12 protein-coding genes are annotated in these 20,449 nt (G+C 44.1%); 4 read left to right on the top strand and 8 right to left on the bottom strand.

Annotation, left to right across the window (positions count from 1 at the left end; genetic code table 11):
- The first annotated feature begins 231 nt into the window (after positions 1-231).
- Both IOD06_RS10830 and IOD06_RS10825 read left to right on the top strand, forming a co-directional pair.
- On the top strand, positions 232-945 hold the full coding sequence (locus tag IOD06_RS10830; protein WP_194620911.1) for an RluA family pseudouridine synthase: 714 nt from the start codon (positions 232-234) through the stop codon (positions 943-945).
- A gap of 93 nt (positions 946-1,038) precedes the next feature.
- Positions 1,039-2,622, top strand: coding sequence for an NAD(P)/FAD-dependent oxidoreductase (locus IOD06_RS10825; protein ID WP_194620910.1), 1,584 nt, complete (start codon positions 1,039-1,041; stop codon positions 2,620-2,622).
- On the opposite strand, the gene IOD06_RS10820 is transcribed toward IOD06_RS10825, so the two are convergent.
- The 3 genes from IOD06_RS10820 to IOD06_RS10810 all read right to left on the bottom strand — a co-directional run bounded on the left by IOD06_RS10820 (position 2,612) and on the right by IOD06_RS10810 (position 7,089).
- Positions 2,612-3,568, bottom strand: coding sequence for a D-2-hydroxyacid dehydrogenase (locus IOD06_RS10820; RefSeq protein WP_194620909.1), 957 nt, complete (start codon positions 3,566-3,568; stop codon positions 2,612-2,614). The two genes, IOD06_RS10825 and IOD06_RS10820, sit on opposite strands and share 11 nt — an antisense overlap.
- Before the next feature lie 172 nt (positions 3,569-3,740).
- Positions 3,741-4,697, bottom strand: coding sequence for a response regulator (locus tag IOD06_RS10815; protein WP_194620908.1), 957 nt, complete (start codon positions 4,695-4,697; stop codon positions 3,741-3,743).
- A gap of 79 nt (positions 4,698-4,776) precedes the next feature.
- Entirely contained in the window at positions 4,777-7,089 is a 2,313-nt protein-coding gene (locus IOD06_RS10810) for a sensor histidine kinase (protein ID WP_194620907.1), read from the bottom strand.
- A gap of 659 nt (positions 7,090-7,748) precedes the next feature.
- On the opposite strand from IOD06_RS10810, the gene rapA reads away from it, so the two are divergent.
- Together rapA and IOD06_RS10800 are read left to right on the top strand one after the other, a co-directional pair.
- Positions 7,749-10,637: an RNA polymerase-associated protein RapA gene (gene rapA / locus IOD06_RS10805; protein WP_194620905.1), complete on the top strand. Its 2,889-nt coding sequence runs from the start codon at positions 7,749-7,751 to the stop codon at positions 10,635-10,637.
- A gap of 666 nt (positions 10,638-11,303) precedes the next feature.
- On the top strand, positions 11,304-12,206 hold the full coding sequence (locus IOD06_RS10800; RefSeq protein ID WP_010197837.1) for an acyl-CoA thioesterase II: 903 nt from the start codon (positions 11,304-11,306) through the stop codon (positions 12,204-12,206).
- Between the two features lie 134 nt (positions 12,207-12,340).
- Here IOD06_RS10800 and mutY read toward each other — a convergent pair whose 3' ends face one another.
- The 5 genes from mutY to IOD06_RS10775 all read right to left on the bottom strand — a co-directional run bounded on the left by mutY (position 12,341) and on the right by IOD06_RS10775 (position 20,371).
- Complete coding sequence (gene mutY / locus IOD06_RS10795; RefSeq protein ID WP_194620904.1) at positions 12,341-13,603, bottom strand: A/G-specific adenine glycosylase; 1,263 nt, start codon at positions 13,601-13,603, stop codon at positions 12,341-12,343.
- Positions 13,604-13,708: 105 nt separating this feature from the next.
- Entirely contained in the window at positions 13,709-15,106 is a 1,398-nt protein-coding gene (locus IOD06_RS10790; RefSeq protein WP_194620902.1) for a P-loop NTPase fold protein, read from the bottom strand.
- Positions 15,107-15,235: 129 nt separating this feature from the next.
- Positions 15,236-16,192, bottom strand: a complete 957-nt coding sequence (ylqF, locus tag IOD06_RS10785; protein ID WP_010197827.1) for a ribosome biogenesis GTPase YlqF — start codon at positions 16,190-16,192, stop codon at positions 15,236-15,238.
- A gap of 131 nt (positions 16,193-16,323) precedes the next feature.
- Entirely contained in the window at positions 16,324-19,461 is a 3,138-nt protein-coding gene (locus IOD06_RS10780) for a DUF2339 domain-containing protein (RefSeq protein WP_194620901.1), read from the bottom strand.
- A gap of 172 nt (positions 19,462-19,633) precedes the next feature.
- Positions 19,634-20,371 (bottom strand): dienelactone hydrolase family protein, encoded by a 738-nt coding sequence (locus IOD06_RS10775; protein ID WP_194620900.1) that lies wholly within the window; start codon positions 20,369-20,371, stop codon positions 19,634-19,636.
- Positions 20,372-20,449: the final 78 nt, after the last annotated feature.

Raw genomic sequence — 20,449 nt, 5'->3', positions numbered from 1 at the left:
TAGCACAATAAATCAACACATAACGACACAAGTACTGTTTTACCTGTCACCTTTGCCATCTATTGTCGTTTTAGCTCTGTGCTCGAACATGGTTCTCATGGTTTGGTTCAGTCTCAACTTTTAGCCAAAAACCTTATGTCGATAGGTCAGTTTAGATGCAATCTTCGGCTTAGCATTTTTAATGCACGACAGTATTTATTCTCAAGCTCAACAATATAAGTAGCTTCTTTTATGCCTTTTACTGATGAAAAAATCCTAACCCTTAACGCCCAAGAAAGTGCCTATCCGCTTGAGTTCTTCAAAGCGTTCGCGAAAGACGTTACCGTTTACGAGGATGAAGATATCTGGGTGGTCGATAAGCCAGCAGGACTGCTGAGTGTCGATGGCAAAACGCTAAAGGTGAGTTTGCTGGCGCGACTAGAGCGTGCCAATCCTGCGGTTAAGTTGATTCACCGACTGGATATGGACACCTCTGGTTTATTGATTTTTGCAAAAAATGCCGCTGCGCAAACCAATATCAGTAAGCAGTTTATTGAACGTCTGCCGCAAAAAAAGTATCAAGCACGGGTTTTTGGCGCATGGGAGAGCGTGGGTGTAAAAGGCAAAATCTCAGTGCCAGTACGCTATGAGCCAAGCACCAAACCGCGCCACATCGTTGACCACGACTGGTCAAAGCACGCGCTAACCTTGTATGAAGTGCTTGCGCATGAAGACTGCAACGGTCAAACGGTCACGCGAGTGATGTTAAAACCAGTCACTGGGCGCAGTCATCAGTTGCGCGTCCATATGGTGCACGTCGGTCACGTCATGATAGGCGATCCCATTTATGCTGAAGGGAATGCGTTGACAATTGCGCCACGGCTCAATCTGCATGCCCAGCAACTGCGTCTTAAGCATCCGGTACTAGGCGCATGGATGGACTGGGAGAGTCACAGCCCTTTTTAAGGTGTCTGCTTTGCGTTATAGGTTGTTTAAACATTATTACCAATATTGTGTTATGGGATAAAAAATAAGTAAGCTAACTATAGGGATAAAATTATGCTTAATATCACTGCGACCAGACAAGCCATCAAGAAGCGCTTTAAAAGCAAAAAATCACCAACAGCGCCGCCAGTAGATTGTGATGTGCTTATCGTCGGTGCAGGGCTTGCCGGTATCGGGATGGCCTGTCAATTACAACAACGCAAGTCAAAAAAGAAAGTGAATAAGCAGGCAAAAACGCCACCATTTATCGTATTAGAAAAGCGCTCAGATCTAGGTGGTACTTGGGATTTATTTACGTATCCTGGTATTCGCTCTGACTCTGATGCCTTAACCTTTGGCTATAGTTTTAGACCATGGTTGGATCATCGAATGCTGGCAGCAGGTGAGGACATTAAGAGTTATATCGCTGATACGGCGCGTGAATTTGGCATTACTGAACATATTCGCTATCAGCATGAGGTGCAGCAGCTGTCATGGTCAAGCCATGATCAACAGTGGTCAGCCACGATCAAAAATCATGTGAGCGGTGAGGTGTCTACGTTGACCGCAAACTTCGTCGTCGGGGCAACCGGCTATTATGACTATGAGCAGGGTTATCAACCACATTTTGAAAAGGAAGAAGATTTCCAAGGTCAAATCGTCCATCCGCAGCATTGGAACAACGTTGATTATCATGATAAAAAAGTGGTCATTATTGGTAGCGGTGCCACAGCGATGACGTTGTTGCCTGCGATGGTCAATGAAGACGATGGTCAATGTGTGCAGCACGTCACGATGCTGCAACGTTCGCCGACTTATGTGGCAAGCGTACCTGGTGATGATTATGCGCTTGAGTGGCTATCTGCTAAATTTTCGCCTTTATCAAAACAGCAAGCTTATACGCTATTGCGGGCGCGTAACGTCTTAAGACAGCAAGGCGTTTATCAGTTTGCTGCCCACGCACCGAAAGTGTTAAAAGCGCTATTAACCTATGGCGTGAAAAGAGAGTTAAAAGGTAGTGGTGTCGCTGTTGATCATTTTGTTCCTGCTTACAATCCATGGGATGAGCGACTCTGTGCGGTGCCAGATGGTGACTTATTCAATACCTTGCACAGCAAAAGAGCAGGGGTGGTCACTGACCAAATCAGCCACTTTACTAAAACGGGCATCATGCTTGAATCGGGTAAACATCTCGATGCTGATATTATTGTCACCGCAACGGGATTAAAGCTGCAAATGCTCGGCGGCGCATCATTGTATATTGATGGTCAGCCAGTCAAAGTGGGTGCACGTATGACCTACAAAGCAGTCCTAGTTGAGGATGTGCCCAATATGGCCGTGATGTTTGGTTATATCAATGCTTCGTGGACTTTAAAGGTAGACTTAGCCTCTCAGTATATCGTACGGCTACTTGATTATATGCAGACCCATCGTTATCAGGTCGCTGTGCCACAAGCTGAGACCAAGCGTGAAAAAGTACAAGTTCAGTCAGATACGGTGATGGGTGCGCTATCGGCGGGTTATATTAAGCGAGCTCAGGACGAGTTACCCAAGCAAGGCGATCGCTACCCTTGGCATGTGACGAATAATTATGTCAGCGACCGCATTATGCTCAAACACCGTAAAATAAAAGACGATTGGTTACGTTTTAGCCGTTAGAATTTTGGTGGCTATCAATAAAGTCAGCGACTTGGTTGCTGAGCATTTGCCATAGGGTTTGTTGCGCACTCTTGCTGCCCCACGCATTGTGCGGACTAAATATGACGCGTGGATGATTAGCAAGGGTCAATAAAGGGTCGTCTTTGACAATCGGCTCTTGTTCAAACACGTCGCTGGCATAGCCGATGATTTGCTCATTATTGATGGCGTCGGTCAGTGCTTGGCTATCGACAACGCCGCCGCGAGCCACATTGACGATAAGTGGTTGCTTGGTCATTTTTGCCAAGGTGTCTTTATTAATAAGATGTTGGGTTTGCGCGTTTAATGGGCAATGCAAGCTCAACACATCAGCGCGGGCAAGCACCTCATCAAACGCGGTATAGTCGTCATTACGTGGTGCCCGTCCTTGATGTTCCGCCCACAATACCGTCATGCCAAAAGCGCGAGCAATCTCGGTGACGCGTTTGCCGATAGTGCCGACCCCAATAATCCCTAGCGTTTTATCCTCCAAATCTATCAGCGGAATATCCAGCAGGCAAAAATTACCGTTTGCCTGCCATGTGCCGTCTGCGACTTTTTGATGATAATAAATACCGGCACGCATAGCCGTCAGCATGAGCATAAAGGTATGCTCAGGCACGCTTTTGACCGCGTAACCTGCGACGTTATATAGCGCGACATTATGCTCAATACAAGCCTCTTGGTCGACGTTATTCATCCCCGTGGCGGTCAATTGGATAAGCTTCAGGTTGGGAAGTTTGCTTATTACGTCAGCGTCAATTTGGACTTTATTAGTGATGATAATATCAGCGTCTTTACAGCGCGCCAAAATGACCTCATTGTCTTTTGGCGTGTCATCATAAGTCACATAATCACTGATGCCTGTCGGTGCTGGCAAGTCGACGCCATCAGAAAACGTACCTTTATCTAAAAAAACCGCTTGCATGGCTATTCCTTATCTCATTGTTATTTTAAATGGGTTTGCATGATTATCGACTTAATGTAGCACGTTGGTGATTTTAGTCAAAAACCGCAAAGTAAAAAACCTCTACTTCAATATTGAAATAGAGGTTTTAATTTTTGCGACAGGAGTTTTTGTGCTCATGTCATTGTTACGCTTATAAAGAGAAACGTTTGCGCAATTTGCCAATTAGGCTACGTACGCGACTGCTTAAATCAATGCGCACATCGTTTTCAGGGTCATGTTCGACTTCATAACGCTTCACCAATTCAGGACTGGCTTTCAGTTTTGTATGGTGTTGGAATGCACGATTGACACTAATCTCAAGTAGGCTAGCGCGCATTGGCTTCGGTAAGCAGCGATAGACTTGACCTTTATTAATCAAATCAATCAGCAAGCCTGCATCTTGGAATTCAGTCTGTACCAATACCACCAAGTGCGGCGCATCTTGCTTTAAGGTAAAAATAATGGGCGCGATATTTTCGCCGCTGACATTAATATCGGTGATACAAACACCGATATCTTCGTTCGCCAGATAATCATAAGCCTCTTCTAAGCCCTCAGCGTGCAGTACTTTATAGCTGTTAGAGAACTGCTTGCGTATCTGCTCAATCAGCTCGTTGGTCTCATCAATCACCAACAGTGTTTGCTTATTACCTGAGCTATCAAATTGGTCGGCATCTTCGTCTGGATTATAGGTCAAGGCGATTTCGGTGGCGCGGCCAATGACGGCGAGTAGCTCTTCAGATTTGCACGGCTTGGTTAAATAACGATAAATCTCACCATCGTTAATAGAGCCAATAATGGCATTTAAATCGGCATAACCTGTCAATAAAATGCGCATGGTAGACGGAGAGATGTCTTTCACTTCGCGTAGGAGATCCACACCGACTCGCTCAGGCATACGTTGGTCACTGACCGCGACGTGTACATGATTGTTTTTAATATAGTCGATATATTCAGTAGGGTCGGTGGTGATAAAGACGTCATGGGTCTTACGAAACAGCAGTTTCATAGACCGTAAAATGCGTTGTTCGTCGTCAATAAAGGCCAATTTTGGCTTTGATTCAGACCCTAGCTCAACGGCATTGGGCGTATCTTCAGATTCATTCATGATGATATCCTTATGATGAATAATAATTGTCGTTAAATATCTAAATATGTTCTACGTAACAGGGCAGCTGACCCAGCGATTACGCGATTAGATTTTGCTCTGTTAAGTCATTATTAATCGGCAGTATTAACGTAAATGTGGTACCAACGCCTTCGGTCGATACGACTTTGATATCGCCATTATGCTGCTCCATAATCTGCTGACTGATAGCCATACCAAGTCCTGTACCTTCGCCTGCGCCTTTGGTCGTAAAAAACGGCTCGAATATTTGATTGAGAACTTCTGGGCTCATGCCTTTACCGTTATCGCTCACATCGATATAAACATTGCTATTATCGGCGTGCGTCCGCACCTCGATTTTGCCATCCGGTTTTTCTCCCATGGCTTGCGCGGCATTATTGAGCAAGTTCACCAATACTTGGTTAATCTGCGACGGTGAGCATTTTACTTCAGGCGTGGGCGCAAAATCAGTGACAATCTCTTGATGTCTGATAGAGTTACCAGCGATTTTGAGCGAGGCTTCAATACATTCGCGCACATCGATGGTTTTTACTTTTGATTCATCAAGACGGGCAAAGTTACGTAGGTTTAACACCATTTCCGTGATTTGCTCAACGCCAAAGAGTGAATCTTTAATCAGCTCTTTTAGCTCAGATGATAGGTCGTCGTCTTGGATTTCATCAGACGCACGGACAATATCTGCTAGTAACTTTTCAATTTTGCCATCAGATGCTGCCTCAGACTTAACGCCTTTTAATCCTTGTACCAGTTCAATCAGCTCTTCGTATTGCTCCGTCAACTGACCGATAATTTCTAAATTGTTTTGCACATAAGACAAGGGTGTATTCACTTCATGGGCGACGCCTGCCACCATTTGACCTAGAGTGGCCATTTTTTCTGACCGAATCAATTGCAGCTGGGAGTTTTTCAGCTCTTTTAGCGTGTCTTGTAGCTCAGCAGTACGTTCTTCAACTTTAATCTCTAACTGTTGGTTGATATTGGCAAGCTTACCTTCGTTAGATTGGATTCGATCTAATAGATCATTAATAGAGCCGTTTACCAGTCCAATCTCGTTTCGACCTTCAGAAAATTTAACTTCGCTCAGCTTATTGTATTGCTTATCGTTAATCAGATTTTCCGCTTGTGAGATTTTATCAGTGGTTTCTTTTAGCGGTTTGAAGGCTAAGAAAGTCAACATAAAATAAATCACGCCTGCTGTGATGAGTAGCGCCAATGCAATCCAGTTAATCAAGTTTTCACTAAGATTATCGGCGATGGCGTTAATTTCAGCATCAGGCTGGACAACGATAAGCTTCCAGTAGGTTTCAGGAATCTCAAAAACGTACGCTTGACTACCGTTGTAGTAGCTGTCTTTCGCCAGCGCAAAGCTCTGTAACAAGCGACTGTCCATGGCGTTCTGCTTGTTCTCACCGTTATTTAGATAAGCGGCGTAGTTGACGAGATAATAACCCTTTGCCGTACCGGTTTCTGCTTTATCAAGCGTGGTCAATACTTGTTGGATTTGCGGTGAGACGTTAGCAGCAACTTGCTCGATGGTCTCATTACGTTGGACATCTAAGAAATCAAGCACCGGTTGCCAAGCAGGGTCTGAGTTAATGACTTGTTTGATATCAAGCGGCGTACCGGTTTCTTCGTCAATATAGCTTAAGCGTTCAGGGTTAGAGGACGCGATAACTTTATCACTATTATCCAATAATAAAATGTAGCCTGAGCCCGAGCTTTCGCTTAACTTCACGATGTTTTCTTGTAGCTGGTTAAGGGTGAAGTTGACGGTACTGGCACCCCAAAACTGATTGTCACGCTCAATAGCGACGCCGCAGCTCATCGCAAGCTCGCCTTTGGTTTGGCTGGCGCGGACATGGTTCCAGATACAGCTCTCAGGTTTGAGCAGCTTCAAGACACTAAACCAATCTTCTTGATAATAAGGGTTAGCTGGATTTGGGTCGCTCAACACCGCTTGATAGTCACCATTTTGACGTACCATCAAGAAAGGATGGGTGGCGGTGTTTGCCCCAAGTGCCCCATTATCAGGCCAAATACCACCACTACCCAACAGGCTATAATCACGCTTATCAAAGGCATTGGCAGTACTGGCTTGTAAAATCGCTTCTTCTGGCGGCAACGTTTGCGCGCTCTGTTGTAGCAGTAACGCACTACGCATTACTCGATTGATATCAGCAGAGATGCTATTGACTGCCGTATTACCACGTTCCGCCACCAGCTTTGCTGATTCAAGACGGATTTTTTCGTAGCCTTCTTTATCAACAACATAGACGACAACTGCGAGTACGATTGCAAAAGCAATAAATAAAATAGTAGTCACTTGGGTACTAACTTGATTAAAAAAGCCAACTTTTTTGGAGGCACTCATGATGGTGATGGTCCTTGGGTGATAGTGACCACAAAAAAGACTGCCAATACAATTTAATGATTGCAATCAGTCGTGTGGTTATATGTAATTTTGATCAATATGATTTGTATATAACGGCAAAACACCTAGAAGTATAAAAGTTATGGCGATATAACTTAACCGACTGAATTGTCTGTGTGCTCATCACTTAAAAATTTATAGACAGCCATACTGTGCCTACAAATCATGAAAGATAATCAATCACAGATATTGGCCAGTTAATTGGTATGTTTAAGTGAGCGTTTGGACAATTTAGGTCGTTCAGGTAAGAAAAGGGAGATGTTCTATTGCATTTGTTAACAATACAGAAGCAATTTTATAATGACAATATTTTTTCTTTACTTACGAGTCGTTATCTTATTATTTTATATGACCAATTTATGCTTGGCATTGAAGTAATCTTGCATGAATCTGCTCTTGAAAAGTCAACTTAACGCACTCATCTAGCCGCTAACGTTATATAATGGTTCGGCCAAAACGTTGGCTTGATTTATGTGGCTGCTTTGCACTGACGTTTTTTGACGGGTAGCGGCGTGAGTAAGTAACCTTTGCCAGCATTACTAGCCACCATTGCTATCTACCTATTTTCTTATCATCTGAGTACAAAAAGACATCGCCTTATGACTATCTCTATCGCTTCATTGCACAGCACCGAATTCGCCGTTGGTCAACGTTATTTATCTGATACGGAGTCCGAGTTGGGCTTAGGTGTGGTCATCGATGTAGACGACCGATGTGTACATATTTTATTTCCGCAAAGTGAAGAGACGCGCGTCTATGCGAAAAACTCCGCGCCATTATCACGCGTGGTGTTCAAAGTTGGCGATAGCATTTATGACCAAGACGGCAAGTGCTATCTAGTCAATGCGGTTGATGAAGTGATGGGCGTGCTTAAATACGGTGTCGATGAACACGAGCGCGGCATTATGGAAACCCGTCTCGCTGCCAATATCACCTTGGCTAAGCCGCTTGAGCGTCTGCTAGCTGGTCGTATTGAGCGCGGTGATTGGTACGAGCTGCGTCAAGATATCTTGCGTATGCAATCGGCGCTTGCTGGTCATCCACTCAAAGGCATGATGGGCGCACGTGTCGATATCATTGAGCATCAGCTCTATATCGCCCATGAAGTTGGCAAACGTATTGCACCGCGTGTGTTGCTCGCTGACGAAGTGGGTCTGGGTAAAACCATCGAAGCGGGTTTGATTATTCATCAGCAGTTGTTAACGGGCAAAGCTGAGCGTGTGCTTATCCTAGTGCCAGACAGTCTACAATATCAGTGGATGATTGAGCTGCGTCGTCGCTTTAACTTAAATTTTGCGCTGTTTGATTTGGTACGTGCGGCAGCCATTAAAGAACACGATCCTGAACAAAATGTCTTTGCGACTGAGCAATGTATCATTGCTGGTATGGATCTATTGCTCGACCATCCTGACTTGTATGATCAAGCGATGGATGCAGGGTTTGATTTATTGGTCGTCGATGAGGCGCATCATCTGCATTGGGACGAGGCGCAAGGCGGCAACGATAAATATGACTTGATTGCTGACTTTGCCGAAGAGACGCCAGGGGTTATGCTACTGACAGCGACGCCTGAACAGCTTGGGGCACAAAGTCACTTTGCTCGTTTGCGTTTGCTCGATCCAGATCGCTTTGATGATTTGGATGAATTTATCGATGGCCAAGAAGCCTTTGCTGAAACGGCTGCTGTCGCTGGTGTGTTAATTGAAGATAAGCCTTTGAGTGACAGTCAAATTGCCGCCCTAAGCAGTTTGCTAGACATCAGCATGGATGAGTTGGCAACGATTAATGATGATGAAAAATTGCGTACACATGCGCTCAATGAGCTACTAGATCGTCATGGTACAGGCCGTATTTTATTCCGTAATACTCGTGAGAGTGTCAAAGGGTTTTATGGTCGTAGCAGCCAGCCGTATCCACTGGCATTACCTGCTGCATGGATAGACAGCTATCAAACCAATGGTAAATTGCGCGAGCAGCTATGGGGCGAAGAAAATCAACCTGATGGTGGCTGGCTAGAAGACGATCCACGTGTGCCATGGTTGATTGAAATTTTGCGCGGTGAGCTTAAGCACAAAAAAGTGCTATTGATTGCCCGTAGTGGCGCGACCGTTGAGAGTTTGGAGGCGGTATTACGTCTGCATGCAGGCATTAAGACAGCTATCTTTACTGAGCAGATGACATTGCTTGAGCGTGACCAAGCAGCGGCATTCTTTGCCGACAGTGAAGGCGCACAGATATTATTGTGCTCGGAGATTGGCTCAGAAGGTCGTAATTTCCAGTTTGCCAGCCAGTTGATACTATGGGATTTACCTGCCAATCCAGATACCTTGGAGCAGCGTATCGGTCGCTTAGATCGTATCGGACAAACACAACAAATTATGCTGCACGTGCCTTATGTACAGGGCACAGCGCAAGAGCGATTGTATCACTGGTATCATGATGCGCTGAATATGTTTAATCAGATTTCACCGACCGCGCAGAGCGTACAAGAACAGTATATCCAAGAGCTTAAGCCGATGCTTGAAGGGGCGGATACTGACGCTAATCGTACGATTCTGCAAAGTATTATCGAAGAAGCACAACAGACGCGATTGGGGCTAGAGGCGCAGCTACAAGCGGGTCGTGATCGCCTATTAGAATATAACTCGTGCCGTCCCCGTGTCGCTGGTCGTATCGCGGACGCCATGCGTGATTTTGATGGTCATAATCTATTGCCGCAGTTTATCGAGCGCTTTTTTGCCTCAGCCAATATTGATCACAATATCCAGCGCGATGGTTCGTGGGTGATTGCTCCGATTGATAGCACCGAGATTAGTGATTATATCGATGGCCTGCCACTTGGTGATGAAGACGGTATGACCTTGACCTTTGAGCGTGAGCAAGCACTCCAGCGCGAAGATATCGAATTCATCACTCATGAGCATCCATTGATGCGCGCTATCTATGAGCTGGCGAGTACCAGCACCTTTGGTAATACCACGGTTGCGATGCTAAAAAGTTCTGCTGTGCCACAAGGTATGGTACTGCTCGAAGTGAATTTCCGCGTTGAAGCGATTGCGCCAAGATTGCTCAATTTGCCAGCGACGTTGACGACACAAAATATCCGTGTGTTTATCAGTGAGCAAGGCAGTGATTTATCCGCCCGTATCAGTGCCGATATGATCATGCCGCATATTGAGCGTCTGGATAAAAACCGTGCCCGCCAAGTGATTAAAGTACGCGGTGATGTGATTGAGCAGCGTTATTATGAAGCCGAAGACATTGCCCGTCAGCAGCTTGCTGAGATTGGTGAGCAGGCGAGCGCCCGCTTTAGCCAACAGTGGTCACGTGAAATCAAACGCTTAAAGCACCTACAAACCATCAATCCTAACGTCCGTCCTGCAGAGATTGAGCGTCTTGAGCAACTAAAAGCCCAAGGCGAGCAAGCCTTGAGTAATTTATCGCTAGTGCCAGATTCTATCCGCGTGCTAGTGGCAGTAAAACCATAAGTTAAAAGTCTGATATAAAAACGAGTTGTCTAATCGTCTCGTTTTTTTGTTCATTTATCATAATTGATATTAGGGTCTGTTGAACATTCAAATATTAGGACTGCTGATCGCTAAAATCGCATCAAACGTTTTATCAAATCAGGCGTAAACCGACGATAATGTCGAGACCTTAGCTAGGTTTACAACAACGTTTGGGGTGATTTTAGCATCAGCCTTTCAGGGCAGGGCTATTTTTTGCCAATACATGGCGAAATTGTCTACCCTAGAACGACTAGGCGTCAAAAATTTCACTGCGTATTGTCTAAAAAATAGCCACTGCCAGTACCACATTTGAATGTTCAACAGACCCTATGTGCTTTATTCGCTAAGTTAGTGCGTTAGAAGGATACTGGTGGATACATCGCCATTATCTAGTCAAAGCTCGCAATTTTGGGTAAGATGTTGACCTTCTTGCCGAATAATGAATGTTTAATCATCGCGATACTTCATCGGTATTTTTTGTTCTAAAATCTCTCTTGTGTATTTTCAGCAAGTGATTTCATATTATTTTACATTCAACCGCAAAGGATCTTGCGCGATATCATATTGATATCGTTGGGTGCATGTTTTTAGATGCTCATTTTTAGATGCGTAGCGTTTTTGATAAAAATAAGGAAACATATCGTCATGTCCGATTATTCGCAACTGATTGATGAGCTGCTGACTACGGTGGCGCTTATCGAGGTCACCCCTGATGTCTTTGAGGGTAAAAGCCATGATTATGTTGGCAGTCGTATTTTTGGTGGACAAGTCCTGGCCCAAGCCATCATGGCAGCGGCGCATACACTAGATAAAGACAAACCCTGTCACTCACTACATGGGTATTTTTTGCGCGGTGGGGACATCACTCAGCCCGTCATTTATCAAGTGCGCCGCCTACGTGACGGTCGTAGTCTGTCTGCGCGTGAAGTGACCGCAATTCAATATAAAGAAGTGCGTGGCAAGCCACCAGTTGAGCAAGTAATATTTTCAATGATTGCTTCATTTTCACCGATGGAAGAGGGCTTGGAGTATCAAGAAGATATGCCAGTCTATCCGCCGCCTGAAGATTTGCTCGCCGAGCAGGATTTAAAAGAAGAGTATGTCGGTAAAGTGCCAGACGCGCTCAAAGCCCGTTTTATGCGCCGTCGTCATGTTGAGATTAAGCCAGTCAAACCGCGCGATCCGATTCATCCAGAGCCAATGAAACCTAAACAGGCGAACTGGTTGCGCATTCGTGAGCTTGGTAAGCAGCCCATTGCTATTCAGCAAGCACTATTGGCATTCTCTTCTGATTTTTATCTGGTGGGAACCGGCCTGATGTCGCATGGTGTCAGCTTTATGACCAGCGGCTTACAAGCGGCCAGTATCGATCATTCGATGCATTTTCATCGCAATTTTGATTTAAATAATTGGCTATTGTACGACATGTGGAGTGATACCACGTCTAATGCTAAGGGCTTAAACCATGGGCAGTTCTGGCAAGATGGTAAGCTGGTGGCCACTGTGCAGCAGGAAGGATTGATGCGCTTGCGAGTGCCAAAGTCTTAGCTTATTCTGTATTTATGAGCATTAAATAAAAAGCGACTTACTATTTATGATGAGTCGCTTTTTTTATGGCATACGAGATGGTTGTTTAATCAGTTGGTTTGAGCATAATTGGTGTGGAGGCATGGATTATATGATTATTCTAAAATCTTAACCATCGCGCGTGGCAATCCAAGCGTTGCCTGAGCATCATTAGCATTTAACCAATGAATATTAATCTCTGCTGCCTGTAAGGCTTCGGTCATTTCGGCAGTTTGCGTAGCATTTAAAGTCAGGGACTGCGGCGTCAAATACCAATGGAAGTGGGTCAGTGAATGTTTGATTGGCGCATCATCAAGCAAGGTCTTGCTGATAGGCGCTGCTACTAATTTATTCTTTATCAGCCACTCATTGATGATCTGCTCAGCAGTGGTAAATTCTGCTTCATAAATTTTTTCATTGCTAGTAACTTTTAATGGTTTATCATCGCTGACTTCTGATTTTTTAGCAGTTGTTTTGCCATTTACTTTACCGTCAATTTTTTCAACAAACTGCAAAGGCAAACTCCACAGTCCGCCCCAAATACCGTTATCAGGGCGCTGTAGCCATAAAATATCTTCATCAGAATTTTTAATTAACAGTGCATTGCTAAACTTGCTGGGCTTTGGTTGCTTTTTTGCTTTGACTGGATAATCCGTCTCGCGACCTTGCGCATGGGCTAGGCAGTCTTCCTCTAATGGACACAAAAGACAAGCAGGTTTGCTACGAGTACACAACGTTGCGCCCATATCCATTATCGCTTGCGCAAATAATCCTGAGTCATCGACAGGCGTTAAACGCTCCGCCAATGCCCATAGATCTTTGGTCGTGGCTGACTTGGTAATATCGCCGTCAATCGCTGCCCAACGTGTGATTACTCGTTTAACGTTGCCATCGCAGATGACGCCATAATGATGTAATCCCATTGCCATAATCGCGCCAGCAGTCGATGGGCCAACTCCAGAGATTGCTTCCCATCCTGCGAGTGTCTGTGGAAACTCGCCCGTTTCATCGATTACTTCGACTAACTGCTTGGCACCTTTATGCAAATTACGCGCGCGTGCATAGTAGCCAAGTCCTGCCCAATGCTCTGCTACGGTATTCCATTCTGCTGCGGCTAAATCTTGCACAGTCGGAAACGATGCCATAAAGCGCGCAAAGTAGGGCAGTACGGTAGTCACTTGCGTCTGCTGGAGCATGACTTCAGATAGCCAAACAATATAAGGGTTGGGCGTGTCAGTCTGGTGTTGTTGCCAAGGTAAGTCATGGCGACCATTTTCGGCAAACCAATCGAGTAGGCGCGGGGCAAAGGAGTTTAGAGATGTTGTAGAGTGATTAAAGTTGGTTTCAGAAGGTATAGAGTTGGCAGTTAGCTGGGTCATAGGCTCTTATATTTGGTTTTTTGAAGGTAAACAATTATACCTGATATACGTATTTGCTACGACCCAACTTTGGCGCCATGCCATTAAATAATATAATAAAAATAACTACTTAACGATATCGAATAGCAGGAGGTTATTGATTACCTGCTTAATATATTCATCATTATGTATATCGCTGATATAATCATATTTGCCTAAACTAATCTTAATATGCCTTTGCACTTCTTGTCGTTCAATAGTACTACTTGGTAGGTCTAGAAAAGAATTTACAAAATACTTGTCAAATGCAATCGAGAAAAGATTTTTGACGGACAAATCATTAAGGATGTCAGACCTAGAATACGGTTGCCTCATATCTAACCTAGTGCCTCTGATAAAATTTGAAAATTTAGTCGGATTTATATGTCTTGTTACGATTTGATTTAGTAAATCTTTATCCATCATATAAACAAATGATAGAAAGACCACTAAAATCTGTTCAATAGTCAATGATTTACTCCGCTCAATATTTTCAAATACTACTAGAGTCTCTATACAGCGGACGATTTGCTCAATATTTCGTAGAGACAGCGTACCAACATCAAGAAAGGTTGGAATCTCATAGATAAATTCGTTGTCTTTAAAGTCTTGAGGAATTACCCTGCTAGCTTGAACTGTCGCTTTAAAATAAGTGACGTTATTCTCAATTGATCTGCCTTCAACATCTTTGATGGTCGTTGGCAGGTTAACTTGATATTTAAAGAATTTATAAAGGTAGTCGTGTGAGTTGGTTTCATTGCCATAACTGTGTTTAATAGTGGCTTTTAGCTGTTCCGCATTGGTAATTAATATAATTTGCACATTATCTACATCGAACACATGCTTGATGGTTTCTAACATCATTACTGCAAAGTCTGGACGACAACGATCGAGCTCATCAATAAGTAAAATGATAGGGTTTGTGGAAGCAATATCAGATAGAGCGTCACGCAATGTCGATAAATTCTTTTCCGCTTCTACTTGGTCTTTAATCATAGACTCAAGTGATTGGTCGATAAGAGATTTTGACCCATCCTTTATTTCTTCCATTCCATCTGCTAGTGCGTCAGGAATATCTGCCGCATATCTACCGAATGCAAATCCTAATCCTGCTTTGAGACCTATACCAGAAATAAGCCTTAAGTAAGGAACTGCATTTTTTATAAAATTCTTGCGCTTTTCGTCTTTTTCATCGTAGAAACTAGCCACCTCAGCTATAAGGGTTAAAAGCGGTTCATTGGCATGATCAGCTTGAAAAGCATTAACGTAACCAACTTTATAATTGTTGGTGTTATCTGCTTCAATGAGATTTTTAAGTTTGAAGCAAAACTCGGTTTTGCCTGTACCCCATTTACCATCAATAATCATTGGGGAAACATCAATTGCAGAATCTAATAGCTTAATGATTTTTTCAGCGATAGGCTTACGTGTGAATTCATCTCTGCTGGAAAAAGTTAACTCTTTCATTACGCTGTAATCTGTCATTAAGCACTCTCTATATTTATAATTCTGATATACGATACTTATGTTATACAGATAATACAGACATAAAAAAAGCCCATAAGGGCTTTTATATAGGCAATAGTTTTTTGAGTAATGAGCCTTGAACCAAACCTACTTCCGATTCTTTCGAGTTTTCAAACGACGCAAACGCTTCTCTTCTTCTTTAGCAATTCTTTTTTCTTCTGTAGCGAGTCTTTGTTCAGCGACCACGAGTTCTTCAGCCTCGGTCATTTCTGGCGTTTCTAACGTAATGCGCCCAATTTTAGCGCTACGTAATTCATTCACGAGAATCTCAGACATGCGGTACGTATCGACTTTATTACCCGAACGTACACAGCCGCGATTACGTCCCGCCACTTCAAAAAACTCCCAATCTGTCTTAGGTAATTCTTCAATTTTATAGCGAGTTTTTAGCAGCTCAGGATAGGCATGCATCAAGTACTCAGCGGTGTAACTGGCCACATCAGCGAAGTCGAAAGCGGTATCACGAATACCACCAGTCGCTGCCAAGCGATAGCCAGAGTGTTCGTTTTCGACTTTTGGCCATAGCATACCTGGCGTGTCATAGAGCATGATGTCATCGTCAAGCTTAATCAGCTGCTGTGACTTGGTCACGGCTGGCTCGTCACCTGTCTTTGCCACAGCGCGTCCCGCTAAGGTATTAATCAAGGTGGATTTACCAACGTTTGGAATGCCCATAATCATGGCTTTAATCTGACGACCCGTGCCGACTTTATTGGGCACCAGTTGTTTACAGATGGCGATGATACGTTTCACATCGTTGGCTTTCTCGGTATCGCAAGCAATGGCTTTGACACCGCTTTGCTGCTCAAGATATTCCATCCACGCTTGGGTCAATTCTGGATCAGCAAGGTCGGCTTTGTTCAGGATTTTGATGACAGGTTTTTCGCCGCGCAATGCCGCAACCATTGGGTTTTCACTACTATAAGGGATGCGCGCATCGATGACCTCGATGACCAAATCCATCTGCGGCATGATTTCTTTGATTTCGTTACGGGCTTTGTTCATATGCCCAGGGAACCACTGAATACTTACTCTCTTATCCATCTGCTTTCATAACCTTTTATAAAAAATGCTAAAAGTAAAACTATTTACGTTTACTTTCTAATGGTGTCCAGTTTACTACAGAACCACATTGCTCACGCCACAATTTCACTTAACCAGATTTGTCATTACACCTAATTTTGGTTTGCTATTTCCTCGTGCGCGGGTGGTAATGGGGCAAGATAACCAATTAACAGTATCAAGCTACCTGCACCAAGGAAGGATATCACTCGCCAAATCGCCTCAGTCTGTGACAAATCGACCAACACCAATTTGAGCACAACGATACCCAACAGCCCGATGCCCATAAACCAAAGCGCGCGCTGCCAGTAGCGACTGGCGATGATGGTGGCGACTAATGCCAATAGCGTCCATAAAATGGTTAGCCCCGTCTGTACTTGCTCGCTACTCCATGCGTCTGTAGTCCATAGCGGTGTAGCGATAAAGGCGTGTAGCGTCCTGACCAACATGCTAGATATCAACCAAAAACTGATAAGCCCCAATACAATTAGTAAAGTATTAGTGGTGAATATACGCTTGGATTTGACGTCGGTATTTGATGCAATGTGCCCCTCATTGCGGCGATGTTGGCTCATGTAATATAGACTACAACCAACGAATAGCACGAGCCATGAGGTAATGTCGTATAAATTTAGCAGTGGGAAGTAGGGCAGTCCCCAGATCACGCCATCATAAGACCAGTTGGTAATGACGACCCAAAATAAGGCGATAGATGCGAAGATAGCCGCGCAGCTTAATAGCGCTTGTTGCCAATCAAACCAGTACAGAAAACCTTGATTTAACACTTCATGTGTTTGCGTGTTTTGCTGACGATAACCGGAATCACGATAGCTGAACCATAATCCTGCTAATATCAAAACGGCTGGAATCAAGATAGCTATCACCCCAGCTGAATCTGCGAGTCCATAATGAGCTGCGGCAGCGATGACTAAAATTCCAGCGCCCAACCAGCTCGCGCCATCGTAGCGTGACAATTCTGAATGCTCGTACCATGTCTTTAACCACAACTGTCCGATGACCAACCCACCAATGATTAGGCCAGTAAATAACAACCAATCTGCTGTCTGCCATGCTAAATGGAATTCGAATTTTTGCGGTAGCTGTAGAACAAGCATTAGACAAAACACCACTAATAAGCCGTGACTAAACTGTCTGGTCTCTGCCCACGAGCGATAACGATTGATGACCCAGTAAGTACCCAAGCTGATGAGTGCTGCGATTGCAATCAAAGTCGTCGTTGCTAACTGCCAACTGGTAAACCATTGATTAAAATCAAGCAGCAATACTTGTAGTAGCCAAGCCATAGCAGTAAAAGTTAAAAATCGTATTAATAGAGGACTGCGCCAAACAATGTTAAAGACTTTGCTTTGGCTATTGATTGAGGTTAGCCATTGCTGGGCGGCTTGGGTGCTGATACCCAGTGCATTGGCGTAGGTTAATATCGAATCTGACGTGGTGGTTTGCTCTTGAGAATGTGTTGAGGGATTATCTAAGCCACCGTTTAAGTCGTCGTTCAAACTATTATTTAGGATAGCCGGCGAGTTGCTAGCGCGTAAAATAAACACAGTGGTTAGATAAGTAATAGCCGAAATGGTTAAGGCCAATGTTTGATAGTCTTGAACGGCAAAGACCACCTTTATCATCAACATGCCTATACTGATTAGCTGCAATAGTAAACCAAATAACACTGACCAAGCGCGTAGCGAGCGCCGTCCGAACCACACCAGTGCCAATCCTTGTACCGACCAGCCAAAAGCAATCCATTCAGCATCGAATGCCAGCGGAATGACCAATGCCAAAAAGCCAAAGCCTAATGCCAACATGCCCTCGGTAATTAAAGCATAACGCTGACTGCGCTGGACAAACACCCAGCCAAGTCCCAAATAAATGACTGCTAAAACTGCGCTAGTAATGGTTAAAGAGTTAGGAATGTCATCTAATAAGGCAGCAAATAAGCCAAATGCCAATATCGGTACTGAAAACAGTAAGCCCGTATCAATGGGAAATACATAGCCGTTATTTTCTGAATGGATTTTGCCCGCGTTATCTTTGTTGTTTGCATTATCTATATGAGAGGAGTTTTTTTCATTGAGAATGTTATAGGTGATGATTTGCTGTGCGTAGCGAATGACGACAAACAGATAAAGCAGTAAATGTAAGGTAACCAATATCACCAATGACCAACGCTGCGTTTCAATGACAGCGCTCAAATCATCACTCATGCCCCAATAGTAAGCCAGTCCAAATGTCACGACCACACCGAATAGGTTGAGTATCTTCCAAGGGCGGTAATGCGCGATAATCGCAATCGTCACGTTCAAAAGTAAATAATAGCTGAACAATGTCACTAAGCTGCCGGTATCGTTACCAGTCAAGATAGGCGCAAAGAAGCCACCCGATAACGCCAACAAAGCCAGAGGAAAAGCGTTTTGACGTACGGCGAGGGCAATGGTAATGGCGGATAACAATCCGAGTCCAATAAAGCTCGGTAAACTTGGGATAATTTGATAGACGCTATAAGCAAAAAAGGTGCTCAAATAAGCAATGGCTAAACCTGCACCTTGTAAAGTAATCCCATACGAGAAACGTTTTGCCGTTAGTTTTAACCCCAGTCCTGCCAATCCAAGTCCTGCGATGCCGATAGTCATGAGCTTTGCAGTAATCGAAATCTCTATATACTCGCTCAGCAAGCGTAGCAGTAGCACCACACCTACTAGCAATACCAAGACGCCAACACGCACGACCAAATTACCACCGAAGAACCAGTTTTTAATTGAATGAATCAATGAAGTAACGATAGGCAGTGAGCGTTCATCAGGCTCTATCGGTGCGCTTGGTTTCGCTACCAGTGTGTTGTTTTTTGTGGTTATTGAGGCGTGATTATTTATAGGTTTATTATCAGAGACGTTTGGGGTTGCCTGTGTGATGAGACTTGCAGTAACCATGGGAAGTGGGGGCGGCGATGGAGGTGACGTACTATCGGTAGACAAATTTTGTGAAGCAAAACTTGTCTCTTTAGATGTGCTGTCTTCATGAGAAGTCTCGTGCGCATAAACGCTTTCATCAGCCGAACGAGTCAGTGAAGATGCCATACTATGGTCTTTTTGCTGCTCAAGCTCCGCTTGCAGCTTTATCACATCACGGCGCAAATGCTCGATTTTTCGAGTTATTCTAGTATATAACGCGACAATCACAATCAATAAAACTGTAAAAGCCAGCCACCCCAATTGGGTCACTAATAGATATAACATCCTCGTCACTCAATCCAGCTTATAGTAAAGTGATAATGACCTGATTTGCTCAGAAGTACAAGACTGGTCTGATTACTCATCTAAGAGACAGTGGAGAAAACGAGACTCAAAATAAAAGGGCAGCTTAATAGTTAAGCTGCCCTTTTTGATGATCTTTATACCAAAATATTCTTTATGCTAAATTGGCTTTCATAAACTCAAGCATGTTTTCCCAGCTTTGCTTAGCAGCGGCTTCGTTATAGCCAAGATCTACTTCATTTTTAGCAGCGCGCTCATCGGCATGTGGGTTGGTAAATCCGTGCTTAGCATTGTCATAAACGTCGATAGTGTAGTCAACGTCTGCTGCATCTAGCTCTGATTTTAGACCTTCGATTGCCTCCATTGATACCATCGAGTCATCACGACCATGAGCGACTAATACTTTGGCTTTGAAGTTCTTGTCTGCTGGCTGTTTCGCTGATGGGTTGCCATGGAAAGTTGCCACCGCTTTTAGTGGCATACCATCACGCGCCATATCGAGGACGACTTTACCACCGAAGCAGTAACCGATTGCCGCTAACTTATCGCCATCGACTGCCAACTGATCACTGAAATCATTGAGGATCAAGCGGCAGCGCGCCATTAGCATATCTTGATCTTCTAATACTTGTTCCATCCACATATTTGCTTGGGCTGCATCTGTGGTTAGTTTGCCTTCGCCATAGACATCCATAGCGACTGCTGCATAACCTGCTGCTGCCAAGCGTTCGACCACTGATTTTGGATGTTCGACCACGCCCCACCATTCTGGAGCCACTAAAATGCCTGGCACTGCCGTATCGTCTGATGCATTTTCTGGTAGCGCCACATAGCTAATAAGTTCGATGCCATTTTCGGTAGTGCTGATTAATTCGAAAGTCTTAATTGACATATTATTGTCCTTTTTTATGTTGTGAGTTTTATTTATTTGTCATTGTAATAGTTCGTTTTTCTAACTTGTACTACCTTA

The sequence above is a fragment of the Psychrobacter sp. N25K4-3-2 genome (genome assembly GCF_015351755.1).
GTDB lineage: Bacteria > Pseudomonadota > Gammaproteobacteria > Pseudomonadales > Moraxellaceae > Psychrobacter > Psychrobacter glaciei.
This window is presented reverse-complemented; position numbering and strand designations above follow the sequence as displayed.

Excerpts from the sequence above, each read along its gene's own strand:
- ylqF (WP_010197827.1), bottom strand. The coding sequence starts at position 16,192 with ATGGATAAGAGAGTAAGTATTCAGTGGTTCCCTGGGCATATGAACAAA.
- rapA (WP_194620905.1), top strand. The coding sequence starts at position 7,749 with ATGACTATCTCTATCGCTTCATTGCACAGCACCGAATTCGCCGTTGGT.
- IOD06_RS10780 (WP_194620901.1), bottom strand. The coding sequence starts at position 19,461 with ATGTTATATCTATTAGTGACCCAATTGGGGTGGCTGGCTTTTACAGTT.
- IOD06_RS10790 (WP_194620902.1), bottom strand. The coding sequence starts at position 15,106 with ATGACAGATTACAGCGTAATGAAAGAGTTAACTTTTTCCAGCAGAGAT.
- IOD06_RS10800 (WP_010197837.1), top strand. The coding sequence starts at position 11,304 with ATGTCCGATTATTCGCAACTGATTGATGAGCTGCTGACTACGGTGGCG.
- IOD06_RS10815 (WP_194620908.1), bottom strand. The coding sequence starts at position 4,697 with ATGAATGAATCTGAAGATACGCCCAATGCCGTTGAGCTAGGGTCTGAA.
- IOD06_RS10830 (WP_194620911.1), top strand. The coding sequence starts at position 232 with ATGCCTTTTACTGATGAAAAAATCCTAACCCTTAACGCCCAAGAAAGT.
- IOD06_RS10825 (WP_194620910.1), top strand. The coding sequence starts at position 1,039 with ATGCTTAATATCACTGCGACCAGACAAGCCATCAAGAAGCGCTTTAAA.
- IOD06_RS10810 (WP_194620907.1), bottom strand. The coding sequence starts at position 7,089 with ATGAGTGCCTCCAAAAAAGTTGGCTTTTTTAATCAAGTTAGTACCCAA.
- IOD06_RS10820 (WP_194620909.1), bottom strand. The coding sequence starts at position 3,568 with ATGCAAGCGGTTTTTTTAGATAAAGGTACGTTTTCTGATGGCGTCGAC.
- mutY (WP_194620904.1), bottom strand. The coding sequence starts at position 13,603 with ATGACCCAGCTAACTGCCAACTCTATACCTTCTGAAACCAACTTTAAT.
- IOD06_RS10775 (WP_194620900.1), bottom strand. The coding sequence starts at position 20,371 with ATGTCAATTAAGACTTTCGAATTAATCAGCACTACCGAAAATGGCATC.